This is a genomic window from Marinomonas sp. 63XJN7_9_ISO-PGPR-S23-217, from assembly GCF_056173515.1.
This window is the reverse complement of the sequence record NZ_CM149678.1, coordinates 1,487,501-1,504,972: the sequence shown is the minus strand read 5'-3', so window position 1 is coordinate 1,504,972 and position 17,472 is coordinate 1,487,501. Positions and strand designations below refer to the sequence as shown.

The window sequence follows — 17,472 nt, the reverse complement described above, 5'->3', positions numbered from 1 at the left end:
AGTTTGGATTTTCTTGCATGCTAAATACTTTTGATTAGGTGTTTATCAAACCACTTCCGCTTACGCACAAACCCCATTTACATGATAAAATCACGAATATAGAAGACAATAAAAAAGGGCCAAATAAGGCCCCTTGATAATAACAAAACTTACGCTAAGCAATCCAAATCTGTTGCACATTAACAAATTCACGAATACCCTGAGGGCCAAGTTCGCGCCCATACCCCGAACGACCAATGCCACCGGAGGGTAAACGAGGATCACTTTTCACAATCCCATTGACGGCTATCTGCCCCGACTGCAAATGATTGACAGCCAGATCAATAGAGGCTTGGCTGCGCGTCCAGATACTCGCTCCCAAGCCATACTCTGTCGCGTTTGCCAGTTCAAGCGCTTGTTCTAACGTTTGTATGGGAGTCACACTTAGCACTGGGCCAAAGGTTTCTTCTTCAAACGCCGCCATACCAGGTTGCATATCGACTAATAAGGTTGGTGGATAAAAAAAGCCTGAACGAGAGGGTAAGTCTCCTCCTACTAAACAGCGAGCCCCCGCTTCAATACTTTTTGAAACTTGCTGATGAAGCTGATCCCGTAAGTCTGCCCTTGCCAAAGGCCCTAAATTATTGCTGTCGTCTCTTGGGTCACCACATTTCAGTTTGCTAAAGCGTTCACGAAGTGCTTCACATACCTCATCATAGATGCTCTGCTCCACAAATAATCGCTTCACCGCAATACACGACTGTCCAGCATTGATCATCCGCGACAGAGTAATCACATCAAGGGCTTTCTCGAGATCCGCATCCGCCATGAGGATACATGGATCCGACCCGCCAAGTTCTAATACCGCGGGTTTTAAACCAGCTGCAACTTGAGAGGCAATGGTTTGTCCCGCCCGGCTTGACCCAGTAAAAGACACGGCTTTGACTTTCGGGTGATCAATCATTTTACTGGCCACATCATTGGCAACGGCTAAGTTCGCCACAACGTTTTCTGGCACACCTGCTCGATAGAAACATTCAACCAATCTACTCGCCGTTGTCGGCACATTTGGATCGGCTTTCATAACACAGGTGTTGCCTGCCATTAAAGCAGGGGCTAAAAAACGCAGAGCCAGCCAAACAGGCGCATTCCAAGGTAAAATACCTAAAACGGTCCCAAGAGGAGGATACTGAACATAACTGTGGCTGGCATCCGATTCTAGTGTCTCAGGTGCCAAAAACGCCGCTCCATTCTCAGCGTAATATTCGGCACACCAAGCACTCTTTTCTACTTCAGCAAGGCCTTCTTTAACGGGTTTACCCATTTCCAATGCCATAAAGTCTGCGAGCACAGCTTTGTCTTCTCGAAGTTCAGCGGCCACGGCGTTGAGCAATGCAGCTCGTTCTGCCATGCTTTTCCCTCGCCATGAAACAAAGCCCTCCGACACCTTGTCTATAACTGCATTGGCTTGTTCTAACGTCAATGCGGGAGAAGGAGGCAAAGCTTGGCCTGTCGTTGGATTAATCACTTCTAACATTACGCACCTCTTATTCGTTGACGGCCTTGTCAGCTGATTTCGCATTCGCTTTGGGCTTTTTCACGTCTTCTTTAGCTGGCGAGCCAGATAACTCTATCGTTTTTGTTTCCGGCTTAGACTCTGCCTTGCCTGGTTTGACGGTAAAATCACGATCCAAACTAAAAAATGAACGACAGCCGTCTTCGGTAATTTCGATTGTATCTGAAATACCGCAGGTCTTATTGCCTTCAATCCCCCACATCCAAGGAATCATGTGAAAGGTCATGCCCGGTTTAAGTACTGCAGAATTTCCCTGTTTCAAGCTAATAATATACCCTTCATCCCAGCTTGGTGGAAACGCAATCCCGATTGAGTAACCGGAACGAGTAATCAAACTCGCTCCAACTTGGTTATCCATAATGATATTACGCACCATATTATCCACATCTGAGACGGTCATCCCAGGCTGAACCAGGCGATGAATTTCATTTAATGCCCGCTTCATGATTTCTTGAGATTGATACATCGCATCCGATAACTCGCCTAAAATCACCGTACGCATCATCGCGGTATGGTAACGGCGGTAGCAACCTCCTACCTCTAAAAAGACGTGTTCATTGGGTTGTACGGTTCGACCTTCAAATGAAGCATGGCCTATCATGGTTCTGGGTCCAGACGTGACATAGGGCATAACCGCAGGTGTCTCACCACCAGCACGAAACATAGCTGCCGCAATTTCAGCGCCAATTTCATTTTCTGTGATTCCAGGACGACATATTTCAATGCCCGCCTTCATACCAGCTTCTGTCGCTATTGCCGCACGACGCATGACCGCAATCTCTTCTTGCGATTTACAAATACGCCCTTCTTCAACAATACCAAAGCAATCCATCAATTTGGCATTTCTCAAGGTGGTATGAATACAATCTTGCTGATAAGCAGGAAAGAAATAACTGTTTCGCTCATAGCCAATACGTTTGTCACCTAAACCAAACTCACGTAGTGCATCCACCAGCATTTGAATAGCATCCCCTGTATCTGGGTAAGGCCTTGTCACTTCCACCCAAGTACGAGCAAATATATTGGACTCTTCTAATGCCCGGGTGATCATAAAGGGCTCTTTTTCAAGAGGAATCACCAATGCTTGGAAAAAGGAATAGCCTGTCGTCTGGTAATCCGTTAAGTAAGTAATGTTTTCCGGATCGGTCACTACCACGGCGTCCAAACGGCGCTCAGCAATACGAGCTCGTAATTCTGCTAGTCGACGCTGATATTCAGCGAAGGTAAACGTCATATCATCGCGTTCAATCATGCGGCTTCCTCCATTACAAAACGTACAGCACTTTTCAGAATCTCGAGACCTTCCATTAAATCTGCTTCAGGAATCGTCAACGGCGGGATAATTTTCAATACTCGCCCACCACTGCCACAAGCGCCAATCATCAGGCCATTTTGAAAGCAGCGCTGTACAACTTTAGCCGCCAGTTCACCCTTGCCCATATCCAACCCTAAAATTAGCCCTTTGCCACGTAACTCATGGGCACTTTTCTCAGCGACCAATGGCTCTAGAGCAGAGCGAACTTGCTCGGCTTTTTGCGCCACTTCCTTCATTAGGTCTGCGTTTTCAAAATAACTAAGTGCCTCCGCGCCCGCAACAAAGGACAAGTTCTGGCCCCGAAATGTACCAGTGTGTTCGCCTGGGGACCAATGCTTGTCTAAATCAGGATGCACCAAGTTCATGGCCATGGGCGTACCAACCCCACCGATACCTTTCGCCAGGGTAATAATGTCTGGCTTGATCCCCATGTCATCAAAACTAAAATACGATCCTGTGCGACCACAGCCAACTTGGATATCATCGACAATTAGTACAGAACCAAACTCTTTCGCTAGCTTTTCAAGCTTTTGCATCCATTCCTTACTGGCAACATTCACCCCGCCTTCAGCTTGAATGGTTTCCACCATAAAAGCTGCTGGAGGCTTAATACCACTGGAAGAATCACGATATTGGCTAGCCAATGAATCTAATGCTTCAAGAGCGGCTTTAGCGTCATGAGATTGATCAAAACGTTCATGACTTACATGCAATAAAGGCACACCAGAAGCCTGACGGAAATATTCATTGGCTGTTGCAGCTAATGCCCCCAATGTCATGCCATGGAAGCCTTGGCTAAAGGCCACAATGTTATGCCGCCCAGTGACATTTCGAGCTAGCTTCATCGCGGCTTCTACAGCATTCGTACCCGTTGGCCCCATAAATTGAATACGGTGTGGCATGTTTCGCGGTTTAAGAATGACATCGGTAAATTTTTGCATAAACTCGGCTTTGGCTTGCGTTTGCATATCAAGACTGTGCAACACGCCGTCTTTTTCCATGTAATCAATCATTGCCTGTTTCATGCGCGGGTTATTATGACCAAAGTTCAATACTCCAGCGCCAGCAAAAAAATCAATGTACTCCTTACCGCTCTCGTCTACCTGACGTGAGTTTTTTGCCGTAACAAAAACCGTTGGGTACGTGCGAGCATAAGCTCGAATGTTGGATTCTCGTTGTTCAAAAATACTCATAACGTCTCCTAATTAACCCTGTATTCAATTACTTTGGTGTTGAGTTGCTTGCGTTACCGCTTTGGTGGTGGTTGATCAGCAAGGCCTGCCAGTTGGCAAAACCAACGACAGACATCGGCAATCAACCGATCATTGAAATCGTAATGTGGACTATGGCATGACACGTTGTGACCTTCGCCGTCGTCACTGCCAATCAAGGCAAATGCCCCAGGTACAGCCTGTAAGTAATAGCTAAAATCCTCTGAGGCCATAATGGGTAAGGATTGACCGTGGTTCAGTGCTTGCTCGCCATAAAGAGACTGCCAAACGTGTCTTGCCTGAGTTGCCTGCCCTTTGTGATTGATAGTGGCTTGATAACGAGTCTCATGCTGCACGACGCATTCCACGCCATAGGCCGCTGCGGTTTGCGTGGCAACCTGAGTTATATGATCAGTAATAAGCTGTCGAGTCGCCTCATCCGGTACACGAATACTGCCACTTAATGTAGCGGTTTCTGGTATCACCGTCGGTGCCGTACCGGCATTCATTTGCGTCACACTAATCACCGCCGTTGCTTGCGGCGCAAGACGTCGACTCACTATTTGTTGTAACGCAAGATTGACGGCACTGGCCGCTAATAGTGGATCAGCACATAGTTCAGGCTGGCTGGCATGACCTCCATGGCCGTTAAACGACATGCTGAAAGTCCCATTACCACACATCACAATATTGTCTGGACAAGCTAGGGTGCCGTAGGGCAAGGCGGGCCAATTGTGCCAACCATAAATCGCACCAACGTTGTCCAATGCTCCCTCTTTGATCATTTCACGAGCACCATGAAAGCCCTCTTCCGCAGGCTGGAAAATGAGCACAACAGGCTGAGGTAACTCATGCTCAAACCGCTTCAACCAACGTGCCGTAGCCAATAGAGTCGCGGTATGGCCGTCATGCCCACAAGCATGCATACAGCCTGTATTTAACGACGCCCATTCTTTTCCAGTTTTCTCATCAATGGGCAAGGCGTCCATATCCCCACGAAGTGCGATTGCCGCCCCTTTAGCTTCTCCATTGAGCCAAGCGAGGGTGCCTGTAGCCGCACAAGCTCGCCAAGGAATATTCAATTCATCCAGTTGAGCACGAACCAATGAAGCCGTATTTTGTTCTTGCCAACTAAGCTCTGGATGAGCATGCAAATGCTTACGCAACCTTTCTGCATAAGCAATATTGTCCTGCCACGCATCCGACATCGATCACTCCGAGAAGAAAATAAAATGTAAAAAGAAATAAACTCTCCATTACAGTAGTAATTAAACAATCCGGCTTTTGCAAGAGGGAAAAATGAATAAAAGTAAAATATAAAATTAAAAAATGGCTAAATAAGAGAAAAAAAACGCTCAAAACAAACACATAGAACACAAACTAAAAATAAAAAATTTTCTTAATTTTCACATTTCAAGATCAAAGAAGTGATGATTTTTTTGCGCCAAAAAAGAGCATAAAAGCACTAAAAACAGGCGTTTAAACAAAAAATGGAAAGTTTTTTTCTATCAACTCTAAACGTTAGTTCTATAATATTATAGAACTAAAAGATAAATCATAAAATCATTAGATATATAACTTCCCCCATTTAATAAGCTCTAAAACAAAAATTAAAAACCAAATATAAAACCACATTTACTTTTCTAAACCTGAAAATATTTAAGCATTTTCTTTTAATAAAAACATTATTATCCAAGTAGGAACGACTGTTAAAAATATATTTTAATATCTGGTCAGCAGTGACTGACTCTATGTATGGATGAGGTGAGTCCTCACTAGAGGAAGTATCAAAACAGAAGAAGTATTAATACGGAAAATTAGTGAGGTTCAGACAAGAACCATTGATAAAGAGGGATAAACAATGCCATGCTCCTGAAGCAAAACAAAAATCTTTTAGCTATTTTTGTTTATAAGCGTGCGACAAACTGTAACATTTCGTCCCTACCATGTGATAATACAACCATTGGCTGAACCGATTCCAAAGTGATAAATTAACATAATAATTACAATTTTATATCTAATGAATACCATTTAATACTGAAAGGCTATTTCCATAAAAAGAGAAACAAAAACATAGACTTATGAAAAAATTACTGTCATTATGCGATATGTTATCATTCTCAATTGGTATTCTTAACCTACTCTTATTGACACATACTAGATAAACAATCTATAAACACTACTACATCATGGAATTGATCAGCTCCTCAAGGTGAGGCTGTCAGACAAAAATTGACGGCTGTTCCAATATTCAAGTAGTAATCCTTCTGAGGGTGATGGTTAAGAGAAATAAATAGCTACAAAGAGGTCAGGGTTATGTCTCATATCGACCAGGTTAAATCGCTGTCAGGCTTGACATCCGATCTTTCCCCTCCAGAAATCGTCCCAGGTCAAACCAATCCAATTAAAACTGGTACACTTTCTTCTTCAGGTCGAGACATTTATTTACGCAATTACCATACGCTAGGACGAGCCGATAACTGCCATACCCACCTATCTGCTAACAGTATTTCTCGGCTTCATGCTATCATTTTTTGGCAAGATGACACTTGGTACATTGAAGACAAAAGTACCAATGGCGTGTGGGTAAATGAACATAAACTGCAAACTGGCCGACCTCACGCTCTCAATAAAAATGACACTATCATCTTTTCCTCTAAAGATGTGGGATCCTTCACCCTCACCAATAACACCTCACCTCACGATCTATTGATCCCAGTCGAATCGAACTTGCGATTAACACCTATTTGCCTAAACAAACCACTGCATGCTCTGTCAGAGACCAGCACCTTGCTGTGGAATGAAGGAAGTTGGATATGGGTAGACAATGAAACCCTATCAAATAAGAAGAGGCTGATGGATGGTGATGTTCTAACAGTAGGTAAACACAAATATCGGATGCAATTTAATCAAATGTCGTCTAATACCAGTCAGTATTTGCCTGTCGCTCAAACACTGGAAGACTTGACCTTTCAACTCAACGTATCAAATGATGAAGAGGATATCCAACTGCACATTATGGATGGAGTGCAGACGGCGGAAATTAAAGGCTATAGAATCCAAAGTCAATTGTATCTATTACTCTATTTGGCTCGCCAAGCCATCTCTGATAAACAGCAGGACTATGCTGAGAATCAACGAGGATGGGTAGCCTTGTCTAAACTGTCCAAAGACCTAGGTATTGAGGTGGAAAATACTCGTATTCGTTTACACCGACTTAGAAGCCGAATTCGTGATGTTGTTAGCTTCACGGATCTTGATGTATGCGAATTAATCCAGTTACAACATGGAGAAGTAAGGCTCAATACGAGTAACGTCATTATATATAAAGGCAAGCAGCATGAATCTCAAAATGAGATTCACCAATTACTATGAAAACAACACCCCACAATGCAATAGCGTCATTTTTTTCCTCGAAAGGCTACCAACTCGAACATAAAATTGGCCAAGGCGGATTTGGTACAGTTTACTTAGCGATCCATCATAATACAGGCCAGCGTGTGGCCATCAAGAGTGTGAATTTAGAAGCGCAAGACGAGAAAAATAGCCAGCAAATCAAACGTTTTGAACGAGAATGCCATTTTGTTGCTAAACTCAACCACCCCAATATCGTTCGATTACTTGATAAAGGCCAAGTCTCATCTAGCAATGTATATAGTATTTTTGAGTATGTCGATGGCACCAATCTGAGTGATTATATACAGCAACATGGTGCTCTAAGCATTGAAGAAGCCTACCCAATCATGCTGCAAGTGTTGGATGCGCTCGTTCATGCCCACCAACAAGGTATTATCCATCGTGATATCAAGCCTTCTAATATTATGCTGCAACAAACGGGGGCGAAAAAAAACGCTAAGTTACTCGATTTTGGTATTAGCACGGTCACTATTAACCAGCGTTCAGAAGACTTTAAAACGATTACCCTAGCCCAAGAGTCTGTAGGAACGCCTAGCTATTGTGCACCGGAGCAACTCCGAGGAGAGCCTGCTTCGTTTCAATCTGATCTCTATATGTGGGGGCTTGTTTTTATTGAAGTGCTGACAGGATCTCCTGCTGTTTCAGGTTCTAGTATTGCGGATTTGTACCATCAGCACCTGAGCGATACGCCCGTCGCTATTCCTAGTTCTCTTTTATCGCACCCGTTAGGACATATTCTGCAGAAAACACTCAGAAAGAATGTGAATGAGCGTATTGAAAGTGCTCAAGGGTTATTTGAAGAACTCGACAAAATTGTCATCAACAATCTTGTTGGACAGTTTCGACCAGTAAAACCCGCTATACAAGAGGACATGGAAACACTCGTTCAACGTGGCGATGACCCTAGTCATATTTTCAAACAGTACCTCCCCTCTACCGAGCGCAAACAAATCACTGTGTTGGCTCTAGGTCTCTCGTTAAACCAAATACATAACATCCCAGAAGAGCAAACGGGGCTGCTAGAAAGTCTTTATCACTCAACTCGCCAACAGTGTATTGATGTGGCCCAGCGCTATGGAGGGTTTCACGTAGGCCATTTAGGGGATCAAACTTTATTTTACTTTGGTTACCCTGTAGCAAGTGATCATGATTCTCGTCTCGCTGCACGCACATCACTTGAAATAATGAGCGCTATTTCTAAACAGCAAGGCTTTATGCTTGAGAAATATCAATGCCAATACATCGTCAAGATAGGTATTCACTCAGGCATTTTGACCCAACATGGTAATCAAATACCAGATGGCTTTGCTAGCCATCAGACCTGCGCCCTAGCAAGACAAGCCTGTAACAATAGCATTCTATGTTCAATGGAAACAAAGGCCATATTAGAAAACTATTATCAATTTTCTGAACATCAGGCGACACAACAAGACCACGCCCAACTTGTCGCCGAGCGATCCATAGAAGCATTTGGTTTTATTCGTGGTGTACGAAACACTTATCCATTGGTTGGGCGTTGCAAAGAGCTAGATACCTTACGCGCCTCTCTAGAAAAATCCTTTAGTACTAATACAATAATCCATATATATGGCGAGGCTGGAATCGGCAAGTCACGGCTTATTCATGAGTTCAGGCGGCTAGAATCCACTAGGACTCATCATATTTTTCAAGCGCTACCCGAACACCAAAACAATGCCCTCTTCCCTATTTTATCCGTCATAAAACATCTACTTACTGCTCTATTTAATCAACAACATAGCCAAGGTAAACAGCTCACTCAATTAATAGAAAACGGCGACTTTTTAGACTCAAAAACAGAAATTACTACCCTCCTAGCAGCATGGCTCAATATTAACGATATTGAACAATGCCAGCTATCCAGTATTGAACCAAAACAGCAAAAATCATTATTGTTTGAAGGGCTGGCCTACATTCTGAACAGCTATCAAAAACAAATGACTCAATACAGTCAATCTGTTGGTCATATTTATATATTTGAAGACATCCACTGGGCTGATGTCACCAGCCAAGAGTTTATCACCTACCTAAGCAAACAAACCGGTGCTCAAAAACAAACGATTATTACCACTTCACGCCAACCTGCACCATCAGCCTTTGACGACGGTAAATATCATTGCATCCATCTTGAGCAACTTAATCAAAACTCTTCACAAGAGTTCATCAATACGTTATTTGATGGGACAGCAGTTGCCGAAGATGTGATGGCAGTCTTAGTTACCCGTACCGATGGCATTCCACTCTTTATTGAAGAGCTGGTATCCATGCTTAAGCGCCGTAAGTTAGTACAGCTAAACCATGGGTTGATAGAATTTGTCGATCACCAAAGAATTGATGAAATACCAAATAGTCTACGAGAATCTATCCAGAATAAAATCGATGGCCTGATTTATTCCAAGGACACCATACAACTTGCTGCCGCGATAGGAAGAGAGTTTAGCTATAACCTACTGGTTACCGCCTCTCACTTTAGTGCACTGCAAGTTCAAAACGATTTATCAGAGCTAATCGATAACCAGCTTATTATTCAGCTGCGTCATGTTGATGGTGACCGTTACCTATTCAAACATGCCCTTGTACGAGATACCGCATACGACAGCATTGAAAAACAAAACCTACCAGACCGACATGTACTTATCGCTGAGTCTATCCTCAATATAACAGACAATATAGATCGCTTTATTGCTTCCGACCTTGCACAACACTATGAAAAAGCCCAGCAATACGACAAAGCCAGCCAATACTATTACCAAGCGGCTAGCGAAGCCGAAACCACCTTTGCCGTTGAAGATGCAATACACCTATATCAAAAGGCTCTTAGTACCTGTCGTGCTAATGGAACTTCTACAAAAGAAGAACAAACAACACATCTCATTCAAATATTAGAAGGATTATCTGATAGCCTTCATCGAGATGGACAACACGAAAAAGCTCGATATAATTTAGAAGACCTAATCCAGTTATTAGAAAAAAATAGCCAATATGAAAAGCTCGCTGATTCTCAAGTTTTTCTAGGTAAAACATATGAAGTAGTTCATCAACATGATCTTGCCCTTAAAAGCTACGATGTCGCTTTTGAATCACTCAAAAATAGCCCGACTGACAAAACGTCAAAAAAATCAGAATGGTGGAGGATTTGGCTAAAAATAAAAAGTGCACAACTATATGTTTATTATTGGCAAGGTAAATCCGATAAAATGAAACCTATATTAGATGAAATGGAGTCTATCATTACATATAGTGAAAACCAAGAACAAATCGCCGAATACTATCATGCTTGCTTTCAATATCAACTAAGAAAAAAACGCTATTTACTCGAAGAAAAAGATTTAATCCCATTAAAAAAATCATTAAAATCGGCAAAAAAATCTAGTGACCTTCATTTAATTACTTATATAATTTTTTCACTTGGGCTAGGGCTTATTTTATGTAATAAAAGCCAACAAGCTATAGATAAATTAAATCTGGCTGTTAAGTCTGCAAAAAAAATAAAAGACAAAGTCATTCAAATAAGATGTTATACCTATCTAACAGTTGCTAGTAGGTTATTAAGAAAAACTGAAAGTACCAGAGAGTATGCCAAATATTCTTTGCAACTTTCTCATGAGTTAAAAATGGATGACTACACAGCAGTTTCACTAGCAAACCTGTCATGGACATATTTCTCCGAAGGCAATAACAAACAGTCACTTATTCACTTAGAACAAAGCCTAGCTCAATGGGAAAAAGTAGCGACACGTTTTGAATATCCTCTTATATGGTTATCTCATTTACACGCTATTGCTTTATATGGAATGAACATCAATTACGGATCAGCCCATATCAATCAAGTGGCTGAGCTAGCAGCCACATTATTAGACCCTCATCAAATGGCGCTTTCACCCTCCATTACTACATTGCTTTCTCAGCTAGCGGATGTTTCAAACACCTATCAATACCCTTATCTTGTAAATAAACTCAAAAAGACAGCAATGAAAGAATGTTTAATTTAAAAACCAAAAGGAGTAGTTATGAAAACAATGAATGACATTTATCTATTAATCTCTGGAAAACAGTATGATTGCTCAAATAAAGAGTATATACTCTATATCCCTAGAAGCTTTTATAGCAACCCTGACAATGTAGAAATTATTGAAGAAATCACATATATCAATGATAACCTTCCACCTCACATTAATAGATTCTTTCTAAGTGAAGATGGAGTCTATCCTATAAATATAGCTGGGCCAGCTATTTCTAAAGTGATCCCTTGGAATTTAAAAGAAGCCAAAAGAAACTCTAAAAACAACCCTTTAATATCAGACTTATCAAAATTTGAGCCAGGCTATTTTGTCGACTTACGACAATTAAAAATGAGCCGACTAAATATGATCAAAATAAAAGATGACATAATTCTCCCATCTTCAGATAAAAATCATATACCTAACAAATTACTGCCTTGTGTAAATAGTGGTTTTTTACAAGTCCCCTCAGATGATCTACCATCTCTAAAAGATACTCCAATAACAAACCTTTATATTGCTTTCTTTGATGATATAAACCAAACCCACAACAATGTAAACTGTTACAACTATAAAGTTTGCTATATCTCTTTAGATACAATAAAAGATAATATAAATAATTATGATGATGACAAAATTTCATTATGGGATATGGATGAAAAAATACCTAATGAAGATGATCAAATAGAGCATCTGCAAACTTATTATGGAGATGCTGGTATCCAAGCTGGTGCACTTAATCCTTTTGACATACAATCTGCTAAAGATTTCAAAGCCTTCTCTTCTAATTTCTATGAGAGCACAGATAATGATACAACTATGGTTGGCGGCCCAGGTGGTGGTGGTGGCTCTACCTGTTACGTTGCCAACTTAAGAACTTTTAAAAAATAATAAATAATAATAACAAAAAGAGAGCGACTATTTAGCTCTCTTTTTTTATTTTAATGCTCCTATCGTTAGTCACTCTATTCTTAAATACGGTTAGATAATTAGGTGATTCTTTGAAAAACAAACTCATAAAAACCTATCGCACTGGCACCCATCGCACAGTATCACCGCAGGATACACTGGATAAGATTATCCCTTTATTACCAGCCATGGGAATTACTCGACTAGCCAATGTCACAGGCTTAGATGATATCGGTATTCCAGTATTCACTGCCTGCCGACCCAACGCCAAGGCTATCTCTGTCTCTCAAGGCAAAGGAATTTCTATTAAAGCAGCTAAAGCTTCTGCGGCAATGGAAGCGATTGAAACCTATCATGCAGAAAATATAGACTTACCTACTCGATTTTGCTCTTACAATGAATTAGTCAAATCACATTCAGTAGTCAATTTGGATCAGCTGCCTAAAATGGATGTGATTGCTTTTGATCCGGACTCTCGTCGTTTGTGGATAGAAGCTCAACTTCTGCAATCTTTCCAAACCACTTATATTCCTTATGATTTAGTTCACTGTGATTTTACCTTGCCACTCCCACCGGGCTGTGGGTGCTTTCAGCTCAGCACCAACGGCTTAGCCTCCGGCAATACTCGTGAAGAAGCTGCCAGCCATGCTTTATGCGAGCTTATCGAGCGGGATGCGTTAACCTTACGCTCATTACTGTCCGAATCACAACATATGCAGCTAAAAGTCGATTTAACTACAATCAAAAATCTCCACATCGGTGAACTGATTAGAAAGATACAAGAAGCGGACGTTATGATCAGTGTTTGGAATATCACATCAGATATTGGTATTCCCACCTTCTCAGCAACTATTATCAACAAAAACGAAAGTCAGCATCGTCAGCTTTACCCCATGAATGGATCTGGCACACATCCAGACAAGCACGTTGCCATCATGCGTGCCATTACTGAAGCGGTACAAACCCGTCTAACATTCATCTCTGGGTCGCGTGACGACGCAAGCCTATCCATGTATAAGGCTAAACAAAATATAGAACATCAGCGTCGTGTTCGAGATCAATTGATGAACACGCCTGCCTATGTCGATTTTAATAATATTAAAAGTTGGAATCACGACACCATAGAGGAAGATCTAATGCTACTAGTTCATAAACTTGAACAGCAAAACCTCCCTCGCCCTATGATGGTAGATTTAACCAAATCTGAATTTGATATTCCGGTAGTACGTGTTATAGCACCAGGCTTAGAAGGTATTCACGATGTACCTGCTTATGTTTATGGGAAACGTGCCCGTGACTTTGCCGAGAAACAAAAAAATATACAGAAGAAGGACCTAGCCCTATGAACATAATCGTATTTGCAGGGCCAACTGTTCGCAAAGAAACTATACTGAAAATCCTCCCTGATGCCGATATTCGCTCTCCTGCTAAGCAAGGAGACCTTTATCTCGCTACCCGCGATAATCCAAAAATCATCTTATTAATTGATGGCTTTTTTGAATCCGTTCCAGCCGTGTGGCACAAAGAGATTTTATACGCTATGTCTATCGGTATTCATGTATATGGAAGTTCTAGTATGGGCGCTCTCAGGGCGTCTGAGCTACATTCATATGGCATGGTTGGGGTTGGAGTAATTTTTGAAAAATTTGCCAATGGAGAGTGGGAAGACGACGACGAAGTCGCACTAACCCATGGCCCAATGGAGTTAGGTTATCCATCTGTTTCCAGAGCTATGGCTGATCTGCGATATGACCTTGCTCGCGCATGCGAAAGAGAGATACTCCCCCCTTCCCAAGCAGAAACTATAGCATCTAAACTGAAATCACTTTGGTATCCAGAACGCTCACATGACGCTTTATGCTCCTATGCTAAAGAGCTTCTAACACAAGATAAAATGGAACAATTGTCCTCCTTTTTAAAAACAGAAAGTCAGTCACTCAAAGAAAAGGATGCCATATTACTCATTAAGCAAATTGCCGATATTGACTTAAATAACTTTCCTACAAAAACAATTAACTATGTCCTACAAGAAAATGATGCATGGCAAACCCTCATTAATGATGTCTCTCGTTCCCGCCTCACTAAAGTACAAGTAGACTTGCCTTCCCAGCTGTCACCAGAACATACAAGATACAATATCTTCCAGAGTAAACTGAGAGCTTTAGCATTAGAGCATGCAGAGGATATAGGTATAGAGTATAAGCCTTGGGTTCGGCTGGCATTTGAAAAAGTCGTTAGCCAATGGGGATGTGTAACAGAAGAAGGGCAAATCCAATTTGAAAAAGTAAGCGATAAAATAGTCTCCTTATCACTAACGACCGAACAATTTGATCGCTGGATTGAACGAGAAGCTCTACTAATGGCTTATGCAGACCAAATAGAAATTAAACCAGAGCACATAGCAGATGAAAGCTTACTTAGACTAGGTGCAGCGACACCCTCATAGCGCACTAGAAACACTTCTTAAAAAAATGACTTCTAAAGCCATCCTGTGCTACCACGGACGCGTTAAACCTACGAGAAACAGGCGCATGCGAGAATATAATGGCAAGGTCTGCTTCACAGCGCCTCCGACGTCTTTAGCTAGTTCCTTCGAGACATCGCCAATCACATGACTTTTCTAATTCAGCCAAGCCCACACAACCATCGGCGATGGCAAGCGCCTGCGGCGAAAAAGAGTCACTTCTGAGTTCCGAGATTGGCCCCTTGACCTAACGCTCTACCTTTGAAAAGATCTATTCAGATCAATCATCACCTTGCTATTGGATTCGCGCAGACGCGTTGAGCCTGCGAAACAGGCGCAAGCGAATACGATAGCAAGGTGTGTCTAATTTTTAGGGAGGTTGACTCCCCCCTTTTACTTTTTTAGATTTTCTTGAGACGAAAAAAAGCCCCGACCATTTCTGATCAGAGCTTTCTCAAATTAAATCTTGATAACGACCTACTCTCACATGACTTTCTAATTCAACCAAGCCCACACTACCTCGGCGATGGCAAGCGCCTGCGGCGAATAAAGTGCCACTTCTGAGTTCCGAGATGGGATCAGGTGGTTCAACCCAGCTGATGGTTTAAAACGTTTCTTGAGACGAAAAAAAGCCCTGACAGCATAGCTATCAGGGCCTTCTTAAATGAAAGCTTGACGACGACCTACTCTCACATGGGATCTCCCACACTACCATCGGCGATGGCGCTTTTCACTTCTGAGTTCGGGATGGGATCAGGTGGTTCAACGCCTCTGTGACCGTCAAGCAAACTGTTGTGCGCAATGCGCAAATTCGTTTACTTGTCTCTTTTAACAATTCATTTTGAAATAGCGACAATCAAGCATTAAACCGGATCGTATTCTGTGTCTTTTGTGTGTCTTACGACCTCCATGGAAGGAGGAAGTGCTGGAATGGTCAGGAACCATCTCCAGTAAAACCACTTTGGTGTTATATGGTCAAGCCTCACGAGCAATTAGTATTGGTTAGCTCAATGCCTCACAGCACTTACACACCCAACCTATCAACGTCCTCGTCTCGAACGGCTCTTTAGGGGACTTATGTCCCAGTGAGATCTTATCTTAAGGGAGGCTTCCCGCTTAGATGCTTTCAGCGGTTATCCCGTCCGAACATAGCTACCCGGCAATGCCACTGGCGTGACAACCGGAACACCAGAGGTTCGTCCACTCCGGTCCTCTCGTACTAGGAGCAGCTCCTCTCAAATCTCAAACGTCCACGGCAGATAGGGACCGAACTGTCTCACGACGTTCTAAACCCAGCTCGCGTACCACTTTAAATGGCGAACAGCCATACCCTTGGGACCGGCTTCAGCCCCAGGATGTGATGAGCCGACATCGAGGTGCCAAACACCGCCGTCGATGTGAACTCTTGGGCGGTATCAGCCTGTTATCCCCGGAGTACCTTTTATCCGTTGAGCGATGGCCCTTCCATACAGAACCACCGGATCACTAAGACCTACTTTCGTACCTGCTCGACGTGTCTGTCTCGCAGTTAAGCGTGCTTTTGCCTTTACACTCTATGCATGATTTCCGACCATGCTGAGCACACCTTCGTGCTCCTCCGTTACTCTTTGGGAGGAGACCGCCCCAGTCAAACTACCCACCACACAGTGTCCTCGATCCGGATTACGGACCTGAGTTAGAACCTCAAACATACCAGGGTGGTATTTCAAGATTGGCTCCAATAGAACTGGCGTCCTATCTTCAAAGCCTCCCACCTATCCTACACAAGTAGGTTCAAAGTTCACTGTGAAGCTATAGTAAAGGTTCACGGGGTCTTTCCGTCTAGCCGCGGATACACAGCATCTTCACTGCGATTTCAATTTCACTGAGTCTCGGGTGGAGACAGTGCCGCCATCATTACGCCATTCGTGCAGGTCGGAACTTACCCGACAAGGAATTTCGCTACCTTAGGACCGTTATAGTTACGGCCGCCGTTTACTTGGGCTTCGATCAAGAGCTTCGCTTACGCTAACCCCATCAATTAACCTTCAAGCACCGGGCAGGCGTCACACCCTATACGTCCACTTTCGTGTTTGCAGAGTGCTGTGTTTTTAATAAACAGTTGCAGCGGCCTGGTATCTTCGACCGACTAGTGCTTACGGAGCAAGTCCTTCACACCGGCCGGCGTACCTTCTCCCGAAGTTACGGTACCATTTTGCCTAGTTCCTTCACCCGAGTTCTCTCAAGCGCCTTGGTATTCTCTACCTGACCACCTGTGTCGGTTTGGGGTACGGTTCATGTATATCTGAAGCTTAGAAGTTTTTCCTGGAAGCATGGCATCAACCACTTCACCCAAAAGAGGGCTCGTCATCAATTCTCGGCATTCTCTCTTAAAGAGTGACCCGGATTTGCCTAAGTCACTTGCCTACTACCTTAAACACAGACAACCATCGCTGTGCTGGCCTAGCCTTCTCCGTCTCTCCATCGCAATATACATAAGTACAGGAATATTAACCTGTTTCCCATCGACTACGCATTTCTGCCTCGCCTTAGGGGCCGACTCACCCTGCCCTGATTAACATGGGACAGGAAACCTTGGTCTT

Annotated in this window: 9 protein-coding genes and 2 rRNA genes (1 of these 11 running past the window's edge); 5 read left to right on the top strand and 6 right to left on the bottom strand. The window is 42.8% G+C overall.

Annotated features, from left to right (window positions below; translation table 11 throughout):
• Positions 1 to 154 precede the first annotated feature (154 nt).
• The 4 genes from AC0VYI_RS07000 to doeB2 are packed head-to-tail and all read right to left on the bottom strand — an operon-like array spanning position 155 to position 5,289.
• On the bottom strand, positions 155 to 1,516 hold the full coding sequence (locus tag AC0VYI_RS07000) for an NAD-dependent succinate-semialdehyde dehydrogenase (protein ID WP_475448230.1): 1,362 nt from the start codon (positions 1,514 to 1,516) through the stop codon (positions 155 to 157).
• 10 nt (positions 1,517 to 1,526) lie between these two features.
• Positions 1,527 to 2,807: an ectoine hydrolase gene (gene doeA / locus AC0VYI_RS06995; RefSeq protein ID WP_475448228.1), complete on the bottom strand. Its 1,281-nt coding sequence runs from the start codon at positions 2,805 to 2,807 to the stop codon at positions 1,527 to 1,529.
• Entirely contained in the window at positions 2,804 to 4,063 is a 1,260-nt protein-coding gene (locus AC0VYI_RS06990; RefSeq protein ID WP_475448226.1) for a diaminobutyrate--2-oxoglutarate transaminase, read from the bottom strand. Before AC0VYI_RS06990 ends, doeA begins: the two co-directional genes overlap by 4 nt.
• Before the next feature lie 53 nt (positions 4,064 to 4,116).
• A complete protein-coding gene (doeB2, locus tag AC0VYI_RS06985) occupies positions 4,117 to 5,289 on the bottom strand; it encodes a N(2)-acetyl-L-2,4-diaminobutanoate deacetylase DoeB2 (RefSeq protein ID WP_475448224.1) in 1,173 nt (390 codons plus the stop codon).
• 1,108 nt (positions 5,290 to 6,397) lie between these two features.
• On the opposite strand from doeB2, the gene AC0VYI_RS06980 reads away from it, so the two are divergent.
• The 5 genes from AC0VYI_RS06980 to AC0VYI_RS06960 all read left to right on the top strand — a co-directional run bounded on the left by AC0VYI_RS06980 (position 6,398) and on the right by AC0VYI_RS06960 (position 14,872).
• Positions 6,398 to 7,456 carry an FHA domain-containing protein gene (locus tag AC0VYI_RS06980; RefSeq protein WP_199478757.1) on the top strand — a complete coding sequence of 353 codons (1,059 nt, stop codon included), beginning with the start codon at positions 6,398 to 6,400 and terminating at the stop codon, positions 7,454 to 7,456.
• Complete coding sequence (locus AC0VYI_RS06975; RefSeq protein WP_475448222.1) at positions 7,453 to 11,508, top strand: protein kinase domain-containing protein; 4,056 nt, start codon at positions 7,453 to 7,455, stop codon at positions 11,506 to 11,508. Before AC0VYI_RS06980 ends, AC0VYI_RS06975 begins: the two co-directional genes overlap by 4 nt.
• Positions 11,509 to 11,526: 18 nt before the next feature.
• Complete coding sequence (locus AC0VYI_RS06970) at positions 11,527 to 12,408, top strand: hypothetical protein (RefSeq protein WP_475448220.1); 882 nt, start codon at positions 11,527 to 11,529, stop codon at positions 12,406 to 12,408.
• A 110-nt stretch (positions 12,409 to 12,518) separates the two neighbouring features.
• Positions 12,519 to 13,772: a YcaO-like family protein gene (locus AC0VYI_RS06965; RefSeq protein WP_475448218.1), complete on the top strand. Its 1,254-nt coding sequence runs from the start codon at positions 12,519 to 12,521 to the stop codon at positions 13,770 to 13,772.
• Complete coding sequence (locus AC0VYI_RS06960) at positions 13,769 to 14,872, top strand: TfuA-like protein (RefSeq protein WP_475448216.1); 1,104 nt, start codon at positions 13,769 to 13,771, stop codon at positions 14,870 to 14,872. Before AC0VYI_RS06965 ends, AC0VYI_RS06960 begins: the two co-directional genes overlap by 4 nt.
• Before the next feature lie 688 nt (positions 14,873 to 15,560).
• On the opposite strand, the gene rrf is transcribed toward AC0VYI_RS06960, so the two are convergent.
• Together rrf and AC0VYI_RS06950 are read right to left on the bottom strand one after the other, a co-directional pair.
• Positions 15,561 to 15,675, bottom strand: a 5S ribosomal RNA gene (gene rrf, locus AC0VYI_RS06955).
• 186 nt (positions 15,676 to 15,861) lie between these two features.
• Positions 15,862 to 17,472, bottom strand: a 23S ribosomal RNA gene (locus tag AC0VYI_RS06950); it runs 1,283 nt beyond the window's last position.

Bases quoted from the DNA above. Each gene is read 5' to 3' on its own strand.
- AC0VYI_RS07000 (WP_475448230.1), bottom strand. From the start codon at position 1,516: ATGTTAGAAGTGATTAATCCAACGACAGGCCAAGCTTTGCCTCCTTCT.
- doeA (WP_475448228.1), bottom strand. From the start codon at position 2,807: ATGATTGAACGCGATGATATGACGTTTACCTTCGCTGAATATCAGCGT.
- AC0VYI_RS06990 (WP_475448226.1), bottom strand. From the start codon at position 4,063: ATGAGTATTTTTGAACAACGAGAATCCAACATTCGAGCTTATGCTCGC.
- doeB2 (WP_475448224.1), bottom strand. From the start codon at position 5,289: ATGTCGGATGCGTGGCAGGACAATATTGCTTATGCAGAAAGGTTGCGT.
- AC0VYI_RS06980 (WP_199478757.1), top strand. From the start codon at position 6,398: ATGTCTCATATCGACCAGGTTAAATCGCTGTCAGGCTTGACATCCGAT.
- AC0VYI_RS06975 (WP_475448222.1), top strand. From the start codon at position 7,453: ATGAAAACAACACCCCACAATGCAATAGCGTCATTTTTTTCCTCGAAA.
- AC0VYI_RS06970 (WP_475448220.1), top strand. From the start codon at position 11,527: ATGAAAACAATGAATGACATTTATCTATTAATCTCTGGAAAACAGTAT.
- AC0VYI_RS06960 (WP_475448216.1), top strand. From the start codon at position 13,769: ATGAACATAATCGTATTTGCAGGGCCAACTGTTCGCAAAGAAACTATA.